The sequence below is a fragment of the Micromonospora sp. NPDC048040 genome, from assembly GCF_055587185.1.
In genome coordinates this window covers 1-16,501 of the sequence record NZ_JBVJGT010000012.1, presented here as the reverse complement: position 1 = coordinate 16,501, position 16,501 = coordinate 1, and the positions used below count along the sequence as shown (strand labels likewise).

Here is a 16,501-nt window from a genome sequence, read left to right as displayed (position 1 = left end):
ACGGAGCATCATGACCCGCACCCTGCGCGCAACGGCCGTCAGCCTCGCCGCGATCCTGGCCGCCACCCTCGGCCTCGCCCAGCCTGCCTGGGCCGCCAGCTACTCCGCCTCCCTCACCACCGCCGTCGCCGATCTCCCCGTCGCCACCGAGGTACGCACCGGCTACAGCCGCGACCTGTTCCGCCACTGGATCGACGCCGACGGGGACGGCTGCCACACCCGCAACGAGGTCCTCATCGCCGAGGCCACCACCAGGCCGAGCATCAGCGGCACCTGCACCCTGTCCGGTGGCCGCTGGTACTCCTACTACGACGACGCCTACTGGACCCTCACCAGCGACCTCGACATCGACCACATGGTCGCGCTCGCCGAAGCCTGGGACTCCGGAGCCCGCAACTGGACGAGCAGCCGCCGCCAGGCCTTCGCCAACGACCTGGGCGACAGCCGGTCCCTGGTCGCCGTCACCGACAACGTCAACCAGGCCAAGGGGGACCAGGACCCGGCCACCTGGATGCCGCCCTACGCCTCCGCCCGCTGCCGCTACATCAACGAGTGGGTCGCGGTGAAGATCCGCTGGCGGCTCACCGTCGACAGCGCCGAGAAGAGCGCCCTGACCGACTGGGCCGACAACTGCCCCAACGTCACCATCTCCGTCACCTACGCCTGGTGACAGCGCGCCCCACCCGGCCGGTCCGCCATCCTCCGGGCCGGCCGGCCGGCCGGGCGGGCGCCACCGCGCGTCGCCGGCCGTTGGCGTACGGACGGTGGCGATGACTCAGCGTGCGGCGCGCACAATCTCCCGCGCCGCACGGGCGCGCTTCTCGTCGTACGGCCGGCCCAGGGCACGCGCGAACTCGACGGTCCGGTCCAGCAGCGCCAGCGCCTCGTCGTAGCGACCCGCCGCGCGGCACGTCTCGGCGTAGGTGTGCAGGAAGTCGATCTCCAACTGCACCTCGGCCAGCGGCTCCAGCAGCTCGAGGGCCCGCCGGTGGTGTTCGAGCGCCTTCTCGGGTGAACCCATGACCCGCAGCGCGACACCGAGATAGTTGTGGCACCACGCCTCGTTGTGCTGAAGATTGTTCTGCTCGGAGAGCTGTAACGCGTCGTGCAGCGTGCGCAGCGACTCCGTCGGATCGTCAGGTGCCAGTGCGACACCGAGGGTGACCAGCCCGGTGATCTGTGCGGGCCCGTCCGCCAGGGCGACGGATGCCCGGGCGAGTTCGACGGCTTCACGGTGCCGCCCGAGGTGAAGGGTCACCCATCCGTCGAAGGCCAACGCCTGGGATTGCCCGGCACGGCGCCCGATCTTCTCGAACAGCTCGCGTGCCCGCCGAAAGTGCGCCTGTGCCGCTTCGAGTTCACCGAGGTCCCGGCGCACGAGGCCGGTACGCAGCGCCAGGGCGGCCGCGATGTCGTCGTCCGGCCCTGACTGCTCCGCCAGCTCGTAGGCGGAGAGCGCCTCGGTAAGGCGGCCGGCGGCGGCACAGGCGTAGCCGAGGTCCGCGAGCAGCGAAGCCCGCTGCTGGTCGCGGCCGAGACGTGCCGCGGCGGCTGCGGCCGCTTCGAGCAGGCGCGCCTGGTCGTCGGTTCCGCGGTGCCGGAAGAACCACACCCGCATGGCCTGCGGCAGTTCGGCCACCACCTCGTCCACGCCGAGCCGCACGGCGGCGTCGAAGCAGGCCACCAGGTTGACGTACTCGAGGTCGAACCAGGCCATGGCCTTCGCCGGATCTCCCGGCGAGGGTTCCTTGCGGTACGGCGAGGGCAGGGTCTGATCGTGGGCGACCGCCTGCGCCAGATAGTGCCTGAGGACCCGACGCAGGGCGGCGTCGGCCTGTGGCTCCTCCTCGGCGGCGATGTCCGCCGCGTACTGCCGGATCAGGTCGTGCATCCGGTACCGGCCGGGCGCGGGCTCCTGGACCAGGTGGGCGTCGACCAACTCCTCCAGCGCCGCGCCGATCCGGGCGGGCGGCATGTCGGTGAGCGCGCCCACCACCGCCGCGTCGAAGTCGGCGCCCGGCAGGACGCCCAGCAGCCGGAACACGCGGCGCTGGACCGCGTCGAGCTGCCGGAGCGACATGCCGAACACGGAGTCGAAGCGGTTGGCGGTGTCGCGCAGCCGCTCGGCCAGCACCGCCACCGTCCAGCCGGGGCGGTGGCGAAGCCGGGCGCCCGCCATCCGTAGCGCCAGGGGGAGCCCGCCGCACTGCCGCAGCACCTGGCTGACCGCTTCCTCCTCGGCGAGCGCGAGCCCGGCCGCCCGGCCGAACAGGTGCGCCGCGTCGTCGTCGGTCAGCGGCTCCAGGGACACCGGCGGCACCCCGTCCAGGCTGACCAGCCGGTGGCGGCTGGTGACCAGGACCGCGGACTTCCCCGCGCCGGGCAGCAGCGGGCGCACCTGCTCCGCGTCGACCGCGTTGTCGAGCACGACGAGAGCCCGCCGGCGGGACAGCTCCGACCGCCAGAGCGCCGCGCGTTCGGTGACGCCGGTCGGGGGGTGCGTCACGTCCAACGCGCCCAGCAACCGGCCCAGCGCGGCCTGCGGCTCCAGCGGCTCCTGGCCCGGGGTGAAGCCGTGCAGGTCGAGGTAGAGCCCGCCGTCCGGATAAGCAGGGGCGAGCCGATGGGCCACATGCACGGCCAGGCTGGTCTTGCCCACGCCCGCCATGCCGTCGATCGCGACCGCGCCGGTGGTGTGCAGCAGCTCTTCGACCAGCGCGGACTCCGCTTCCCGGCCGGTGAAGTCGAACAGGTCGGCCGGCAGATCGTTGCGGCGTGGGGCGGGCGCCGCGCCGGCCCTGGCCGCCTCGGCCCACACCGCGCGCAGTGGCCGGGGGTCGCGGCCCACCGCCCGGCACAGCGCCACGACGGCCTCCCACGGCGGCACGAGCTGACCGGTCAGGTACCGCGACAGCGACGAGCTGCTCAGACCAGCCTGGCGGGCGAGGGCGCGCAGGCTGAGCCCGCTCAACTCCTTGAGCCGGGCGAGCTGAGCCACCAGTCGCTCCTGGGGGCTGGACACGCGCAACACCGTACCGTCCCGGACCACGGACCCGGATCGGCGACGCGTTTGCGCTGCTAGATCGCGTTCCAGGTGTCCCACGGTGTCCCACGGACCGCGCAGGCCCCGGCGCGCCGATGGTCGGATGACTCCTGTCAGAGACACCCACGACGAAGGAGAGGCGATGTCGACCGAGCGCATGCCGAACCCGGCGGTTCTGATCCCCGAGGCGATGGAGGCCCTGATGGCGGTCAACAGAGCCATCGCGGGCGCCGGAGTCGACGGCAAGCTGCTGGCGCTGAGCCACCTGCGGGCCAGCCAGATCAACGGCTGCGGCCCGTGTGTGGCCGGGGGCGTCCACCAGGCCCGCCAGCACGGCGCGAGCGCAGACCAGGTGCACGCCGTCGCCGCGTGGCGGGAGACGCCCTGGTTCAGCGACGAGGAGCGCGCCGCGCTGGCCCTGACCGAGGCCGTGACCCGGCTCGCCGACCAGCCGGACCCGGTGCCGGACCGGGTGTGGGACGTGGCCGCCACGCACTTCGACCAGAAGGAGTTGGCCGCGCTGCTGCTCAACATCGCGATCACCAACGCCTTCAACCGGCTCAACGCGCCGACCCGCCAGCAGGCCGGCACGTGGTGACGTTGTTGCTGATCAAGGCCGAAGAGACCGGTCAACGCTGAACCAACCGGTGGAAGCCGGCCCCGGAGAGGGCTCCACCGACCAGTACCGCCCGACCCCCACACGGCACAGAGAGGACGTTGTCATGTCGACCACGACGAAGACCACCAGCGCGAACGGCGAGAAGTACGACGGTTTCACCGACGAGGAGCGCGGCGCGATGAAGGAGCGCGCCAAGGAGCTGAAGAGGAGCGCTCGGCGGGGCGCCAAGGCCGACACGGAAAGCGAGGTGCTCGCGAAGATCGCCGAGATGTCGGAGTCCGACCGCGTGATCGCCGAGCGCCTGCACACCCTGATCAAGGCCAACGCGCCCGTCCTCACATCCAAGCTGTGGTACGGGATGCCCGCGTACGCCCGCGACGGCAAGGTGGTCTGCTTCTTCCAGAGCGCGGCGAAGTTCAAGACGCGGTACGCGGTGCTCGGCTTCAGTGACGAGGCGAACCTCGACGAGGGCGCCATGTGGCCGACCTATTTCGCGCTGACCGAGCTGACCGCCGACGTCGAAGCCAGGATCGGCGCGCTCGTGAGGCAGGCGGTGAGCTGAGAAGCGGGCGCTTCCGACGCGCCGAGGCCGTCGCCGGCACCCGACCCGCACGCCGCCTGTTCCGGTCACAGCGTGCGCGGTCATCGGTGCCGGCGACGCCACGTCGTCTCCTCGGCCTCCAGTTCCCGCTGTTCGGCAAGCCTGGACGTGCGTACGCGCCGACGGAGCTGCCTGGTGCGGATGCTCTGCGCGACGATCAGGGCGGTGGCGACCAGCACCAGGAGGGTCAGTGCGGCGATGGCGGACAGCCGGTCAGCCACCGAAATCAGCGCCGTCAGGAGCAAGATCCTGGCCACCTGGAACCAGTCGGACCGGCGGACGGCGCGGCGCTCGAAGCCCTGCACCGCTAGGAGGTAGAGGATGACTCCGCCGTACAGGACGTAGACCTCGGCTCCGTTGAGCGCATCCTCGAAGCTGGGCACCGTGGGCTCGGCGATGTTGGTGAGGACCCGCTTGAGCCCGAGGGCGAACAGAATGATCCCGGCGATCATCGGCAGGTGCAGGTAGGTGTAGGCGTCCCGCGCGAGCGCGGCCCGCGTGCGGCCCCGGGCGCTGTGCAGCATGTGTTCGGCGGCGATGGCGCGGACGTCGAAGTAGACCCACCAGAGCGCCGAGATCAGGACGATGCCGAGCGCGGAGGCGAGAATGATGGGCCAGGTGGGCGGCCATCCCACCGCGAGGTTGGAAGCGGTCCCGAGGGAGATGACCGACTCGCCGAGCGCGATCAGGACGATCTGGGCATGACGTTCCGCCCAGTGCCCGGCCGAGACGATGGTCAGGCCCTCGGTCCGGACCACCGCGCTGACGGTGTACTCGACGGCGATGGCCAGCAGCCACAGGCCGGCCCGGGCGCCGAACTCGGCGGTGCCGGTGAAGAGCCGCTGCGGCACGAGTGCGGCGACGAGCAGCAGCGCCGTGCTGATCAGCGCTGGCGCGACGAGCCCCGACCACCGGCGGCGCAACTGCCGGTCGCCACGCACGGTGTGCCAGAGAGCCAGCACCTGCAGCGCCCGTAGCAGGAAATAGCAGGTGGCGAAGACCAGATCTCCCGGCAGCCCGTGCGGCGCGTCCGAGAAGGCGTCCGGGATCGTCACCGCCAGCACGAAGACGACGATCATGGTCGCGAACCCGACCAGGGGCATGACACCCTGATCGACGCGTACGACGTTGCCCAGCGCGACGAAGGTCGTCCACGCGAACCAGAGCAGGGCCAGGATCAGAAGGCTCTTCACCAACGCGGTCGGGGTGAGGTATTTGGCGTTCGTCGCCGTCACGTTGAGAAAGGCGAAGACGAAAACCAGGTCGTAGAAGAGTTCCAGCGGGGTCACCTTGCTCCCCGGCGCGGCGGGCTCCAGTCGCCGCGTTCCTGTGCGCTCGCCGTCGCTGCTCACCCTTGCGAGTCTTGCAGCCGGGCCGGGGCCGAGCTGCGGTTATGCCAGGTCGGCACCGCTGCTGTACGACAGCAGAAGGCCCGCCTCCCGTTTCCGGGAAGTGGCCGTCGACCTGTGGGCGTTACTCGGATCGATCCAGCGGTCTCTTCGGTGTCAACTCTCGGCAAGACGGTCGGAGCGGGCTTCATACGAGTTCATCTGACCTGCTGAAGCTCGTCTCGTGCCGGTTCGGCTGGCACGGTTGCTGTACTTCGCTGCTGCACTGCTGGCATCAGACGAGGCGCTGGATGCGAACCTTGGGTTGCTCGTTCCTGAGGTGGCCCTGCTTGTGCTGGCGGACCTGCTCGTCCCAGACCTCCTGGTCGTAGTCCGGGTCGGGCGGGATCCACTTGTGGGAGCCGTCGCTGTAGTGGAACTTCTCGTCGCCGCGACGAAGGATGCTCACCGCAGCCAGCCGAGGAAGCGCCGGTGCAGGGTGCCGGCGGGCGCCCATGTCAAATCCTCCGCCGCGCGGACGAATTGCGACCCCATATAGAGCGCCAGCGACATCGGCGCGTCCGCGAACTCCGCTTGCAACTCGGTTCGGCGGGTCCGGCACGGCCAGGGCGCGCCGCACCCGCCGCAGCTCCAGATCGGCAACACCGGCCCGTGCGTCGTCATGCCTGAATTCCCAGAAAGCGCGCCATGCTCGTCCGTGCCTGCCGGCTGGTCGCCCAATCCGACTGCCAACACGGGTACGGCACCATCCGCCCCCACCACGCCCGACAACCAACGCACGTGCCGTCCTCGTCCCGCAGATGCGCCTCCAGGACACGCTGCTCCAGCTCGTTGCTCACTGCCCCTCCCGCTCCGGCCAGTGATCGCGCTTGATCGGGATACGGTGCTGGTTGCGGCAGGGCAGGTCGGCTCCGCATCGGCAGACCCATCTCCACCGGCGCCACGACCACGCCGGACGATGCCGCCGAGCCAGGGTCATCGCGGCGGCGCTGAGGTACTCCTCGTACGAGACTCGTCGCCATCGTGGTGCGCCGGCCCCAGGCGAACGGCCGGCCCCGAAGGGTGTGCTGTCCCCCATCGTTTCTCCCTTCGCTGGGCAGCGCGACATGGCCGACCCCGAACTACGGGACCGGATCTGGAACGTTCGGTAACTACGACGCTACGATCACGACGACGCTCGGTGGACTCACCAGGAGTACGAGTAAGAGCGTGTCTCAGGTGGTGAGTTTGAGGTAGCGCTTGTGGCAGGTAAGGGCGGCGGCGAGGGTGACGAACGCGCAGTACAGGCTGGCCGAGCGTTCGTAACGCATGGTCAGTCGGCGATAGCCGGTGAACCAGGCGAAGCTCCTTTCGATCACCCACCGGTGCCGCCCGAGTCGGTGTGAGGATTCGATGCCTCGGCGGGCGATTCGAGGGCGGATGCCGCGGGCGCGCAGCATGCGGCGCAGGTGGGAGTAGTCGTATCCCTTGTCGGCGTGCAGCTTGTCGGGCCGCCGGCGGCGAGGTCCGCGCCGGGAACGCACGGCAGGGATGGCCTGGATGAGGGACTCCAGGCAGAGGCTGTCGTGGGTGTTCGCAGCGGACACCCCGACGGACAGGGGCAGCCTGTTGCGGTCGGACAGGGCGTGGATCTTGCTGCCGGGCTTGCCCCTGTCTACCGGGCTGGGGCCGGTCAGGTCGCCCCCCTTTTCGCCCGCACCGACGCCGCGTCGGCGATGGCCCGGGACCAGTCGATCAGCCCCTTGGCGCCGAGCTGGTCCAGCGTCGCGACGTGCAACCTGCGCAACCGCTCGTCCACAGTAGAAGCGATCTACCACCAAGGTCAGCTGGCCGCCACCTGAGACGCGCTCTAAGCAGGTCATATCGAGCCATGAGGGTGCTGCCGGCGGGGAAACGTCGACCACCGGTCAACGTAGGGATGTCAGATGGCAAATCTCGGCCGACCAGCGGTTCAGGGCGGCAGCGTGACCGGGTACCTGCTGAAGTTGATCCGCGAATCCATCCCAATGACGCAGGAGCAGCTAGCTGTCGAGCTGGTCGTCGACCGCACGACCGTGCAGAGCTGGGAGTCCGGGCGCCGCCCCTTCACGTCAGTACCGTTCGGACAAGCAATCGCGACCCGCCAGAGGCTCGGAAGAATCGGAGCCAACCCCACCCTGCTCGCTGCCCTCGATGACGCCGCCGAAGCAGACTTCATCCTCTCCGCGGTACTCGACGAACAGGTCGAGCGCACGGACCTGGCCGAGCAGCCCCTCGGCTGGTCAGTGCTCACCCAGCGCCTGACCGACCTGGTCCTCTGGGCAGTCCTGGGGCAGGCACCCACCTTCGTCAGAGCCGTCTCGACACCCCACCGTCGGCGCGGTCCCGTGGCCTCTGGGCCGCTCCTGCCCGCCGATCAGCAACGCGCCTTCTTCACACACCTTCACGTGCTCGCCGAGCGCAGCGCCGCAGGACGTCACCCGAACGTCCTGCTACACCGGCAGGCCTGCTTCCTTGCCGGCATGGACCCCACCCGGACCACCGCCGCATGGCTCGCACAGACCAGCGCCAGAAAGGCACACCGGGCAACCACCTTCCACACCTGGTCGCCGCTGTGGCCCGACGCCCGCTCCGTCGTCACGTCGCTGGCAAACCAGGGCGACCCGGAGCCGCTGCGGGACTTCATCGCCCGTGCACACCCGGACGACGCCTGCGAACGAGCGGCCCTCAACTACTCGGCCTACTGGGTCGGCGAAATCCCCTATCGCCAACGCGACGACTTCTTCATGCCCGCTGCCCTCACCGACTGGCGAGGCTCTCACCTGCTCCGGCACCTGGTTCTGCGCCTCGACGTCGGCCACCCGTTCGTAGACCTCAACATCCACAACGTCTGGGCCCTGCTCACCGCACGACGCAGCCTCGCCCTCGATGACCCGAACACCGGACGGGCGCTCATCGAACGCAGTACCGCGCTCCTGGACAGCGACCGGATCTCCGCGCAGTCCCGACGGGAACTAACGTCTATCGTCTACAGCCTTCGAACAGACGGACTCACCGGCACAGGGACGGGCAGATGAGCGACGACCACGACGCCGTCGGAGCGATGAGCTTCATCTTCGAAGCGGGCGTACTCAAGCGGGCGGCCCGCACCGGGTGGTGGTTCGCTGGTGTCAAGCACCCCGAGTCCATCGCCGAGCACTCCTTCCGGACTGCACTCATCGGCATGATGCTCGCCGCCATGGAGGGCGCCGACCCAGCCCGGGTCTCCATGCTCTGCGTCCTGCACGACACCCAGGAGACCCGAGTCACCGATATCCCCCACATCGCCAAGCGCTACCTTGCCGCCGCACCCAACACCACCGTCACGGCCGACCAAGTCGCCGCCTGCCCACCGGCCGTCGCCGACGTCATCACCGCCGCCGTCACCGAATACGAAACCGGCGAAACCCTGGAAGCCGTCGTCGCCCGCGACGCCGACAAGCTCGAATGCCTCGTCCAAGCCGTCGAGTATCGCCATCAAGGCATCGACAACGTCCAACGCTGGATCGACAGCTCACGTGCGGCCCTCAAGACCGCATCCGCTCACCGCCTCGCCGACGCCGCGCTGGCCGGGCAACCCCTCGCCTGGCTCAATCCACCGCCGCAGCCGGCGTAGACCAGGCCCTCACTTGGCGTTGAACTGGTTCCGGGCGATCGGCTTGTCCGGCGAAGTTGGTCAACTCGGCGTGAAGCTGCGCAAACACGAGGAATTGATGGTCGTCGTTGGGCATTGATGGTACGCCTTTGACGGCCTGGGCCTGATTCTCGTCGACTCCCGACTTATCCAGGCCGCTCCGACCCCTCGCGTGTAAGTTCTGCGTGCTTTCATCCGGCGGGGCCGTCCGCGTTCGGGGCCTCGGGCGGCTGTCCTCGCTTAGCAGCTGGCGGATGTCCTCGTCCCAGCCGGTTGCTGTCGACAGCTTCTCTCCCGGGCCTTGGCAAGCCGCTAACATGCGGACATGTGCCGATACGCCGAGACCACTTACAAGGTCCACTACGTGTGCGTGTCGTGTCGCCGTAGTCACAAGTACGCCTGGGACGACGCGAAGCACCCGTGCACCTCGTGCCGACAACCGATGGTCTTCGCTGGCCACGACTTCGCGGCCCCCCGTCGGCGGAATGACTCCGGGTGGGCTGCGGTTGCGGCAGTTCTCGGGGCGGGACTGCGCTACGAGGGTTTCCAGGTCTGCGGGTGCTCGCGGGAGCCGAAGTTCCGGCCACGAACGCGCGCCCAAGTCCGGGTGCGACGGCGGGTCGCCAGCCGCCTTGGGTTGTCGGAGGCTGAGGCACTAGCTGCTCGGGATCCGTACGACCTTGGTTGACACCGTGAGGCCCGCATAGGCACCGTTCACGATGTCTGAAAGGCTGGCGACGGCTTGGACCTGGCGGCGCCGACCCCTTGCTCCCCAGGCAACCAAGGCGCTCCGGCAGCCGGGTGTCGTGCGTCGGTTGATGTTTGACACGGCGGTCTCGGCTGATGGTTGACATGATCGCGCTGAAGTCGCGCCTGCTGGCGCAGGTGAAGCTGAACCGATCGCGAGAGGTGGCCGGTGATCTCCTACGGCGTAGAAGTCACCCGTCCGTGTGGCGATTGCGGATTTGAGATGACGTGCGATCTGGCCCAGCGCATCGTCCGCGACCGGCTGCACTGGACCGCTTGGCGTTGTTGCCCCCACTGCGGCTCGGCCGAGGAGACGTTCGGCTGGGATGACACCCCCGCCGAGACCCGCGATGCCTTGGTCGCTGGCTGCGGGTTGGCACGCCTCACCGTCGAGGGCGTGACGGGACCTGGCCGTGTGGCGTTGTTGAAGGTCTTCCGTGATACCGGAGCTTCGTTGTCGGAGGCGAAGACGGCGGCTCAGCGCGCGGTTACCACCGGCATCGAGGGGACCCGGGTGGAGCTTGAGCTGCTGAGGCAGCGGCTCGAACGGAACAAGATCACCGCGATCGTCATCGGTGGCGATAGTTGCTGAGCGTGTAAAGCATCAGGCGAGGCCGACGTGTCAACCATCATGCGGGACCAGGCATCGCCGGCAGCCGGCTGTCCGACTCCGCTTGATCCGTTACAAATTGACTCCACAAGATGCGTGACACGCCGATAGACCTCGACCGTCACCCACCGCCGGGACGGTCGGCCCGGACAGGCGACCGGCATCTGTTTGCCAACCTCGATGGACGGCCGGAGTCAGCGCGGGTAGCTTCGCGCCGTGACGCGGCTCAAGCGGTATCGGTATGTCGGACCAGCAGAGATCTTGGCCCGGCAGGTAGGCCCGGTGGGGATAGTCGTCGCCGACACGCGAGAAGCGCTCGATACGTGGCTCGACGCGCGACGCGCGACGGAGCTCGACGAGGCTGCCACGTTCGTCGTCGACCTTCATGGCACGCTCCGGGTGGCACCCCGCCAAAGCGAGCACGTTGCCTGTGCTGCCGGGCAGGACGTATTGGCCGCCGGAGAGATTGCCTTCGCCGCGAGCAACGCCGGGTACTTCGTCCAGACGGTTAGCAACCAGTCGACCGGCTACTGCCCAGACCCTGACTGCTGGCCAGCAGTCGCCGCAGCACTTGATCGTCTCGGCATGCCGCATCCCGGCGGCTTTACCGCCGCACTGACCTTCAGACGTTGCGCAGCCTGCGGGGAACGCAACATCGTACGAGACGGCGACTTCGCGTGCGCCCTCTGCGATGGCGCCCTGCCACCTCACTGGAACTTCGACCCTGCGTGACTCGCCAACATCTTGAGACGGAGCTGTCACGCATCATCTGACGCTGATCCGTAACGGATCAAGTGGAGCCCGACACGCGGCAGCCGGCCTTCGCATTCCCTTTGATGCGTTGACTCCGCTTGATGGGTTAGCCAGAGTCCGACCCTGGCGCTCGCGGCCTGGAAGCTTCCTGACTATATCGATCATCTGTATATTGCGGCTGTGACCATGCGGGAACCTACCTTCCTGATCCTGGCAGCGCTGGCCGGGCCTCCCCTGCACGGCTATGGCGTGATGCGGCAGGTGGCGGAGATGTCCGGCGGCCGGGTGAAGCTGAGCGCCGGCACCTTGTACGCGGCATTGGACCGGTTGACCGCTGAGGGGCTGATCGCGGTTGATCGTGAGGATGCGGTCGACGGGCGGGTGCGGCGCTACTACGGGCTCACGGAACGCGGGGGTGCTGCCCTGCGGCAGGAGGCTGCCCGGTTACGTCGTAACTCCGAGGTTGCTGTGGAGCGTCTGGCCGGGTGGGCACCGATGCCTGGTCTGCTTCCCTCTTGATACGCCTCGTCCAGTCGTCTCACGAACCGGTAAGGAAGTCGGATGTCAGAACAGAGTGACCGGGCGAGGCTCGCATGCCGTTACCGCAGGTTGTTGCTGACCTACCCGCGGTCCTACAGGCGCCGGCACGGTGCCGAGCTGGTGACCACCTTGCTGGACGCCGCGCCGGCCGACCGGGTCCGGCCGAGCCGTGCGGAGGTCGTGGACCTGCTCACCGGTGGAATCCGCTTCCGGTTCCGGGTGTGGGGAGCAGCCGGGATTCTTGCCGCGGTCTCCGCCGCCACGTTCGCGGCAGTGGCCCTGGGCGCGTTCGGCAGCTATCTGGGCTGGCAGACCGCGCCACCCCTGCCGAGCAACGCCGAGGTGCTGCAGATGGTCCAGCCGGTCTTGCCGCCAGAGGCGTCGGCGCAGCCACAGCGCTGGGACTTCATCTTCGACAACAACCCGGAGTACAGCGATCCCCGATGGACCTACGTGGTGGGCGGCACCGACGAGTATCGGGCGGGGAAGGTCTTCTTCCAGTTCACCTACCCGCACAACAAACCTCCGCAGCAGCTCGTAGCGGCAGCGGACGAACGGATGCGGGCGGCTGGATGGCTTCCGGCGGCCAAGCAGACGTCCGATTGCTGCCCTGAGACTGCGCTTCACCGGGACGGGTGGCTGGTGGAGGTCTTCTCAGAGGGCTACCTCGACGATTCCGAGTCCCACTACGGGCTCCAGATCGCCGTCGCCCGCACCACACCCGCCGTCGTACTGCCGTTGACCACAGCCGGTCTACTTGCCGGCGGTCTTGCTGGCTGGCTGTTGGCGGCATGGGTGTTCCGGCGCTTCCACGAATCCACCCCGGCGCGGCGGACCCTCACCGTCGTCGTCTGCGGCGCAGGTCTCCTTGCCCTCTTTCCCGCCACGGCACTGAGCGCCGTGCTCCTGGTTGCCAGCTACTTCACACCCGAACATCCGGCAGAACCTGCGTGGGTCGGGTACACGTTCATCCTCTTCCGGCCGCTGGCCTACCTCGGTGCGGCCGCCCTCGTCGGCGGGCTACCAGTAACCGCGTTGCCTTTCCGCACGCGTCGAGGCCCACTGATCAACTGATCCAGCCAGGCTGGCCGCAGCAGGCTAGCTGCCAGACGGAACCACGGCCGGGTCTGCTGCACCGACCGACGATCATGGAACCGCTGACTTGTTGCTGACGGACAGCGCTGAGCCGACACCGCAGGCGATCACTCGGCCTCGGCATCCTCGATGCGGATCCCCAGCGCGCCGGCCAGGGTGTACGACAAGGCAACAAGATCTTGATGGGCGACGACCGCGCCCCCCATGCTCGTCACCCCACCGATCCCAACGAGGACGCAGTTGGCGAACCGAGTCCCCACCATCGCCGCCTGCGAGAACTGCGCGCCAGTCAGATCAGGGTTCGTGAACCGGGCACCGCTCAGGTCCGCGTTCTGGAAGTCCGCCCGGGTCAGGTTGCACCCCTCGAACACCACGCTGGAGAAGTCCGTGAAGCGGAACGACGACAGGTCAAGCCGGCACTCCGAGATCGTCACATCCCGTAACGCCCCGTTGATCCAATGCACGCCCGTCATCCGTAAGGTCGACAGCCGTGCGCGGATCATCGATGATTTCTCCGCCCGCAGGTTTGCCAGGTTCGTGCTCTCGAACAGGCAGTCCGTGAACGCTGCCCCGTCGAGCTGCGTACCGCTCAGGTCCGAGCCTTGAACCGGCACTGCTCGAACTCCACGCCATCCGCCGACCGCCCTGACAAGTCAAGGTCGAAGAATCCTAGCCGTCGAAACGTGGCCTCATTCTCAAGATCGTGGTCCTCGGTGGCTAGTTCCAACGACGACGGTGGCCTAGGTTTCACAGGCGCCCGCCATCGACCACCACGACCCGCCCGGACAGCCATCCGCAAAGACTAGCGGAAGCGGCCATGCTGACGGCCAAGGCAACCCGGGCGACCCGTGGCATCCCACGACCTTGCTCCACAGGCAACCGACGAGCAATCTTGACCAGCAGTGCCACAGCCGCTCACCTGCACAAACAGTCCCCGTCGTCCGGGGGACGTCCGGCGTCGTACGTGTCGGTGGTCACGCAGCTAGCCACTCAGCTGCCGGTCCCCAGGGCGGCCATGACCACGTCGAACACGGTCACGCGGCTGGGATGCTCTTGCCGGTAGACGCCGACGGCCCAGTCCCGCCACTCGGGTCCCAAACGGCCCTGGCCTCGGGACGCGTAATGCCATTCAGGATCCGGTCGCCCGGAATCTGCGGAGCGCAGCTTCGGCGAGCTGGGTGAGATATTTGTTGCCGCCGGGCTTGTTGCCCTCCTCCTTGACGACCACCAAGGTGGTTCCGATCCGAACGACAATACTGTCGCATTCCAACGTGCCAAAATCGGACATCGAGCTACAGCTGACGTAAATACTGTCATCGCCCAACTGCGGCCCTGGTGCCACTGCGAAGCGGTACCTGTCGCCGATGCCAAGGCCGGACGACATGACGACGGTGGGACAACGGCCGATGAAGGTTCGCAGGTCGGTCATTGCTCGTTGTGCACCGTCATCGGCGTAGGTCCTGAGGACTTCGTTCCCCACCCAGAGGTCATCGGGACCCGCGTCATAGCTGAGGGTGGCTGCGGCCATCGCTGACGGAGTCCCGGTCAACCGCGTGGCCGACAGCAGCGGGATCATGCTGTCCGAACAGGAGACCTCGGCGCCTAAGGATTGATCTCCAGCATCCGGCGACATGACTGTCGCGATTTCCACAGTGAATCCGGGCGGCACCGAGTCCATGGTAACCAGGCGTGCGGACAGCATCGCGGAGTAGCCGGATCCGCCGGTCGCCGGAACCGTTGGGGAAGCTGGCTTCGTGGCGGTGACCGAGGCCGTTGCCTGCGCCGCGGAGGGGATCGTCTCGCCCGCTGATCGATCCGCTGTACGAGCCGTCGAAAAACCGCACGCGGTCACCATGCAGGCGGCCACCACCGCGACTGACCTACGTAGCACCATCCTGAGCACCGGGCGGACTCCACCTCTTGCGCGAGACGCGTCAGGCTACCAGCGCATGACCTCAGCCGCCGCGCACCCTGAACCGCGTGGGCCTCGCAGCTCGCCGCCAGTCGATCATCGCGAGCTGGGCCGACACCGGGCCGGACGATCATGACACGAGTCGGCGCTTCCTCTCGGTGACCGGGCGGGTCGGGCTCGATACGAGGTCAAACGGCCTGCTGAGGCGCTTCTCGGTCCGGTTCGGTTGGCACCGATGCTGTACTTCGCTGCTGTACTGCTGGCATCAGACCAGTCTCTGCATGCGCACCTTGGGCTGCTCATTTCTCAGGTGGCCTTGCTTGTGCTGGCGGACCTGCTCGTCCCAGACCTCCTGGTCGTAGTCCGGCTCGCAACTCCCGTCGCCGGGTCTGGCATGGCCACTCCTCCGCACAGCCGCCACACGTCCAGGCCGGCTTGATCGGGTGGTGAGTGGTCATCGCGGGCCGTCCTGGCTGGGCCAGTGGCCGCGGTTGATTGGGATGCGGTGACGGCTCCGACAGGGCAATTGCGCGCCGCCGGCAGATACGTCGCTCGCCAACGCTCGCCGATTTGGGCTGCTCGCTTGGCTACGCGGCGGCCGTCGATAGCCTCGCGCACCGATTCGCTGTCAGGGAGCGGACATCCAGGTCGGGGTTGCCGGACTGGCAGCGCACACTGCCCAACGTGAAAACCTCCGTCCCCAGAAGTCCCTCAGTCCCAAGGCTGTCGGCGGGATGATCCTCGGCGCCGTGCTTCTCGTCGGCTGCTGTTGCAGCGCGGTCTTCGGCGACGACGACCCGAAGGACGCTGTGTCCTCAGCCCCGACGAGTGCCGCCACCTCCGCGAGCCCGCCGGTGCAGCAGCTCGCCTCACTGACTCCGTCCTCCTCCGCGCGCACCGCCTCGCCCAAGCCGAAGCCTCGCCGAGCGTCTACTACGCCGACTGCAACGCCGTAGAGGACGCTGGCGTATTCGTGTTGGAGAAGGGCGATCCCGGGTACCGCAAAGCCCTGGACCGCAACGGCGACGGCTTCGCGTGCGACCTTCTGGACGACCCGGAGCACGCGGATGACGGATCGCCCGGCGGCGACGACAGCGGCGATGTCTACTACGCCAACTGCAGCGAGGCGCGCGCGGCGGGGGCGGCACCGATCCAGCGGGGCGAACCTGGGTATCGCAAGGCCCTGGACCGTGACGGCGACGGCACCGCCTGCGACTGACCCGGCCGAGACCAAAGCGCCGACCCTCCCCTTCAGCAGTATCCGGCGTACAGGTCGGCTCGTCCGTAGCCCAGCAGGTCAGCCGCAAGAACATCGCGGCTGACCTGCTGTTCCTTCGGGCACTCCCGGTCGTCGTTAGCCATTTCTGGTCGACGTTTGACGACCCCGTGGCGGCCCAGACGGCCCGGTGACGGCCCACCGCCAGCCTGGCAGCCAGTAGCCGGTTGTGCCTCTGTTGACCACACCAGCCTCGTTGCTGGCCGGTTCTAAGGGACGTCTCGTAACTGGGTCTCGCGTCCATCGTGGATCATGGTGGGGTGCAGGTGATCTCGGCAGCCCGCCCGGAGTGGATCTTTCCGTT

Annotated in this window: 16 protein-coding genes and 1 pseudogene; 10 read left to right on the top strand and 7 right to left on the bottom strand. The window is 68.2% G+C overall.

Going from position 1 to position 16,501, the window contains the following annotated elements; all coding sequences use genetic code 11:
- Window positions 1-10 precede the first annotated feature (10 nt).
- Window positions 11-670: an HNH endonuclease family protein gene (locus tag ACZ6O2_RS14770; RefSeq protein WP_350706635.1), complete on the top strand. Its 660-nt coding sequence runs from the start codon at window positions 11-13 to the stop codon at window positions 668-670.
- A gap of 105 nt (window positions 671-775) precedes the next feature.
- Here ACZ6O2_RS14770 and ACZ6O2_RS14765 read toward each other — a convergent pair whose 3' ends face one another.
- Window positions 776-3,022: an ATP-binding protein gene (locus tag ACZ6O2_RS14765; RefSeq protein WP_466023191.1), complete on the bottom strand. Its 2,247-nt coding sequence runs from the start codon at window positions 3,020-3,022 to the stop codon at window positions 776-778.
- A gap of 163 nt (window positions 3,023-3,185) precedes the next feature.
- Between ACZ6O2_RS14765 and ACZ6O2_RS14760 the strand changes: the two genes are divergently transcribed.
- Complete coding sequence (locus ACZ6O2_RS14760) at window positions 3,186-3,641, top strand: carboxymuconolactone decarboxylase family protein (protein ID WP_466023190.1); 456 nt, start codon at window positions 3,186-3,188, stop codon at window positions 3,639-3,641.
- 124 nt (window positions 3,642-3,765) lie between these two features.
- The gene (locus ACZ6O2_RS14755) at window positions 3,766-4,224 is read left to right on the top strand and encodes an iron chaperone (protein ID WP_466023189.1); all 459 of its coding nucleotides are present in this window, start codon (window positions 3,766-3,768) and stop codon (window positions 4,222-4,224) included.
- Between the two features lie 80 nt (window positions 4,225-4,304).
- Here ACZ6O2_RS14755 and ACZ6O2_RS14750 read toward each other — a convergent pair whose 3' ends face one another.
- The 4 genes and pseudogenes from ACZ6O2_RS14750 to ACZ6O2_RS14735 form a co-directional block, all read right to left on the bottom strand.
- Window positions 4,305-5,615 (bottom strand): low temperature requirement protein A, encoded by a 1,311-nt coding sequence (locus ACZ6O2_RS14750; RefSeq protein WP_466023188.1) that lies wholly within the window; start codon window positions 5,613-5,615, stop codon window positions 4,305-4,307.
- Window positions 5,616-5,886: 271 nt separating this feature from the next.
- A complete protein-coding gene (locus ACZ6O2_RS14745; protein ID WP_441173654.1) occupies window positions 5,887-6,060 on the bottom strand; it encodes a hypothetical protein in 174 nt (57 codons plus the stop codon).
- Window positions 6,057-6,392, bottom strand: coding sequence for a hypothetical protein (locus ACZ6O2_RS14740; RefSeq protein WP_466023187.1), 336 nt, complete (start codon window positions 6,390-6,392; stop codon window positions 6,057-6,059). Before ACZ6O2_RS14740 ends, ACZ6O2_RS14745 begins: the two co-directional genes overlap by 4 nt.
- A gap of 434 nt (window positions 6,393-6,826) precedes the next feature.
- Window positions 6,827-7,559 (bottom strand): annotated as a pseudogene (locus ACZ6O2_RS14735) (IS5 family transposase).
- Between ACZ6O2_RS14735 and ACZ6O2_RS14730 the strand changes: the two are divergent.
- The 6 genes from ACZ6O2_RS14730 (at window position 7,538) to ACZ6O2_RS14705 (ending at window position 12,988) form a co-directional block, all read left to right on the top strand.
- Complete coding sequence (locus ACZ6O2_RS14730; protein ID WP_466023186.1) at window positions 7,538-8,668, top strand: helix-turn-helix domain-containing protein; 1,131 nt, start codon at window positions 7,538-7,540, stop codon at window positions 8,666-8,668. The pseudogene ACZ6O2_RS14735 and the gene ACZ6O2_RS14730 sit on opposite strands and share 22 nt — an antisense overlap.
- Window positions 8,665-9,246, top strand: coding sequence for an HD domain-containing protein (locus ACZ6O2_RS14725; RefSeq protein ID WP_466023185.1), 582 nt, complete (start codon window positions 8,665-8,667; stop codon window positions 9,244-9,246). Before ACZ6O2_RS14730 ends, ACZ6O2_RS14725 begins: the two co-directional genes overlap by 4 nt.
- Before the next feature lie 934 nt (window positions 9,247-10,180).
- On the top strand, window positions 10,181-10,603 hold the full coding sequence (locus ACZ6O2_RS14720) for a hypothetical protein (protein WP_466023184.1): 423 nt from the start codon (window positions 10,181-10,183) through the stop codon (window positions 10,601-10,603).
- 234 nt (window positions 10,604-10,837) lie between these two features.
- Window positions 10,838-11,353: a hypothetical protein gene (locus ACZ6O2_RS14715; protein WP_466023183.1), complete on the top strand. Its 516-nt coding sequence runs from the start codon at window positions 10,838-10,840 to the stop codon at window positions 11,351-11,353.
- Between the two features lie 207 nt (window positions 11,354-11,560).
- On the top strand, window positions 11,561-11,893 hold the full coding sequence (locus ACZ6O2_RS14710) for a PadR family transcriptional regulator (protein WP_466023274.1): 333 nt from the start codon (window positions 11,561-11,563) through the stop codon (window positions 11,891-11,893).
- Between the two features lie 141 nt (window positions 11,894-12,034).
- Window positions 12,035-12,988, top strand: coding sequence for a hypothetical protein (locus ACZ6O2_RS14705; RefSeq protein WP_466023182.1), 954 nt, complete (start codon window positions 12,035-12,037; stop codon window positions 12,986-12,988).
- A gap of 128 nt (window positions 12,989-13,116) precedes the next feature.
- Here ACZ6O2_RS14705 and ACZ6O2_RS14700 read toward each other — a convergent pair whose 3' ends face one another.
- Both ACZ6O2_RS14700 and ACZ6O2_RS14695 read right to left on the bottom strand, forming a co-directional pair.
- On the bottom strand, window positions 13,117-13,623 hold the full coding sequence (locus ACZ6O2_RS14700; RefSeq protein ID WP_466023181.1) for a pentapeptide repeat-containing protein: 507 nt from the start codon (window positions 13,621-13,623) through the stop codon (window positions 13,117-13,119).
- A 515-nt stretch (window positions 13,624-14,138) separates the two neighbouring features.
- Window positions 14,139-14,912 (bottom strand): hypothetical protein, encoded by a 774-nt coding sequence (locus ACZ6O2_RS14695; protein ID WP_466023180.1) that lies wholly within the window; start codon window positions 14,910-14,912, stop codon window positions 14,139-14,141.
- A 778-nt stretch (window positions 14,913-15,690) separates the two neighbouring features.
- Here ACZ6O2_RS14695 and ACZ6O2_RS14690 point away from each other — a divergent pair.
- The gene (locus ACZ6O2_RS14690; RefSeq protein ID WP_466023179.1) at window positions 15,691-16,140 is read left to right on the top strand and encodes an excalibur calcium-binding domain-containing protein; all 450 of its coding nucleotides are present in this window, start codon (window positions 15,691-15,693) and stop codon (window positions 16,138-16,140) included.
- The last annotated feature ends 361 nt before the right edge of the window (window positions 16,141-16,501 follow it).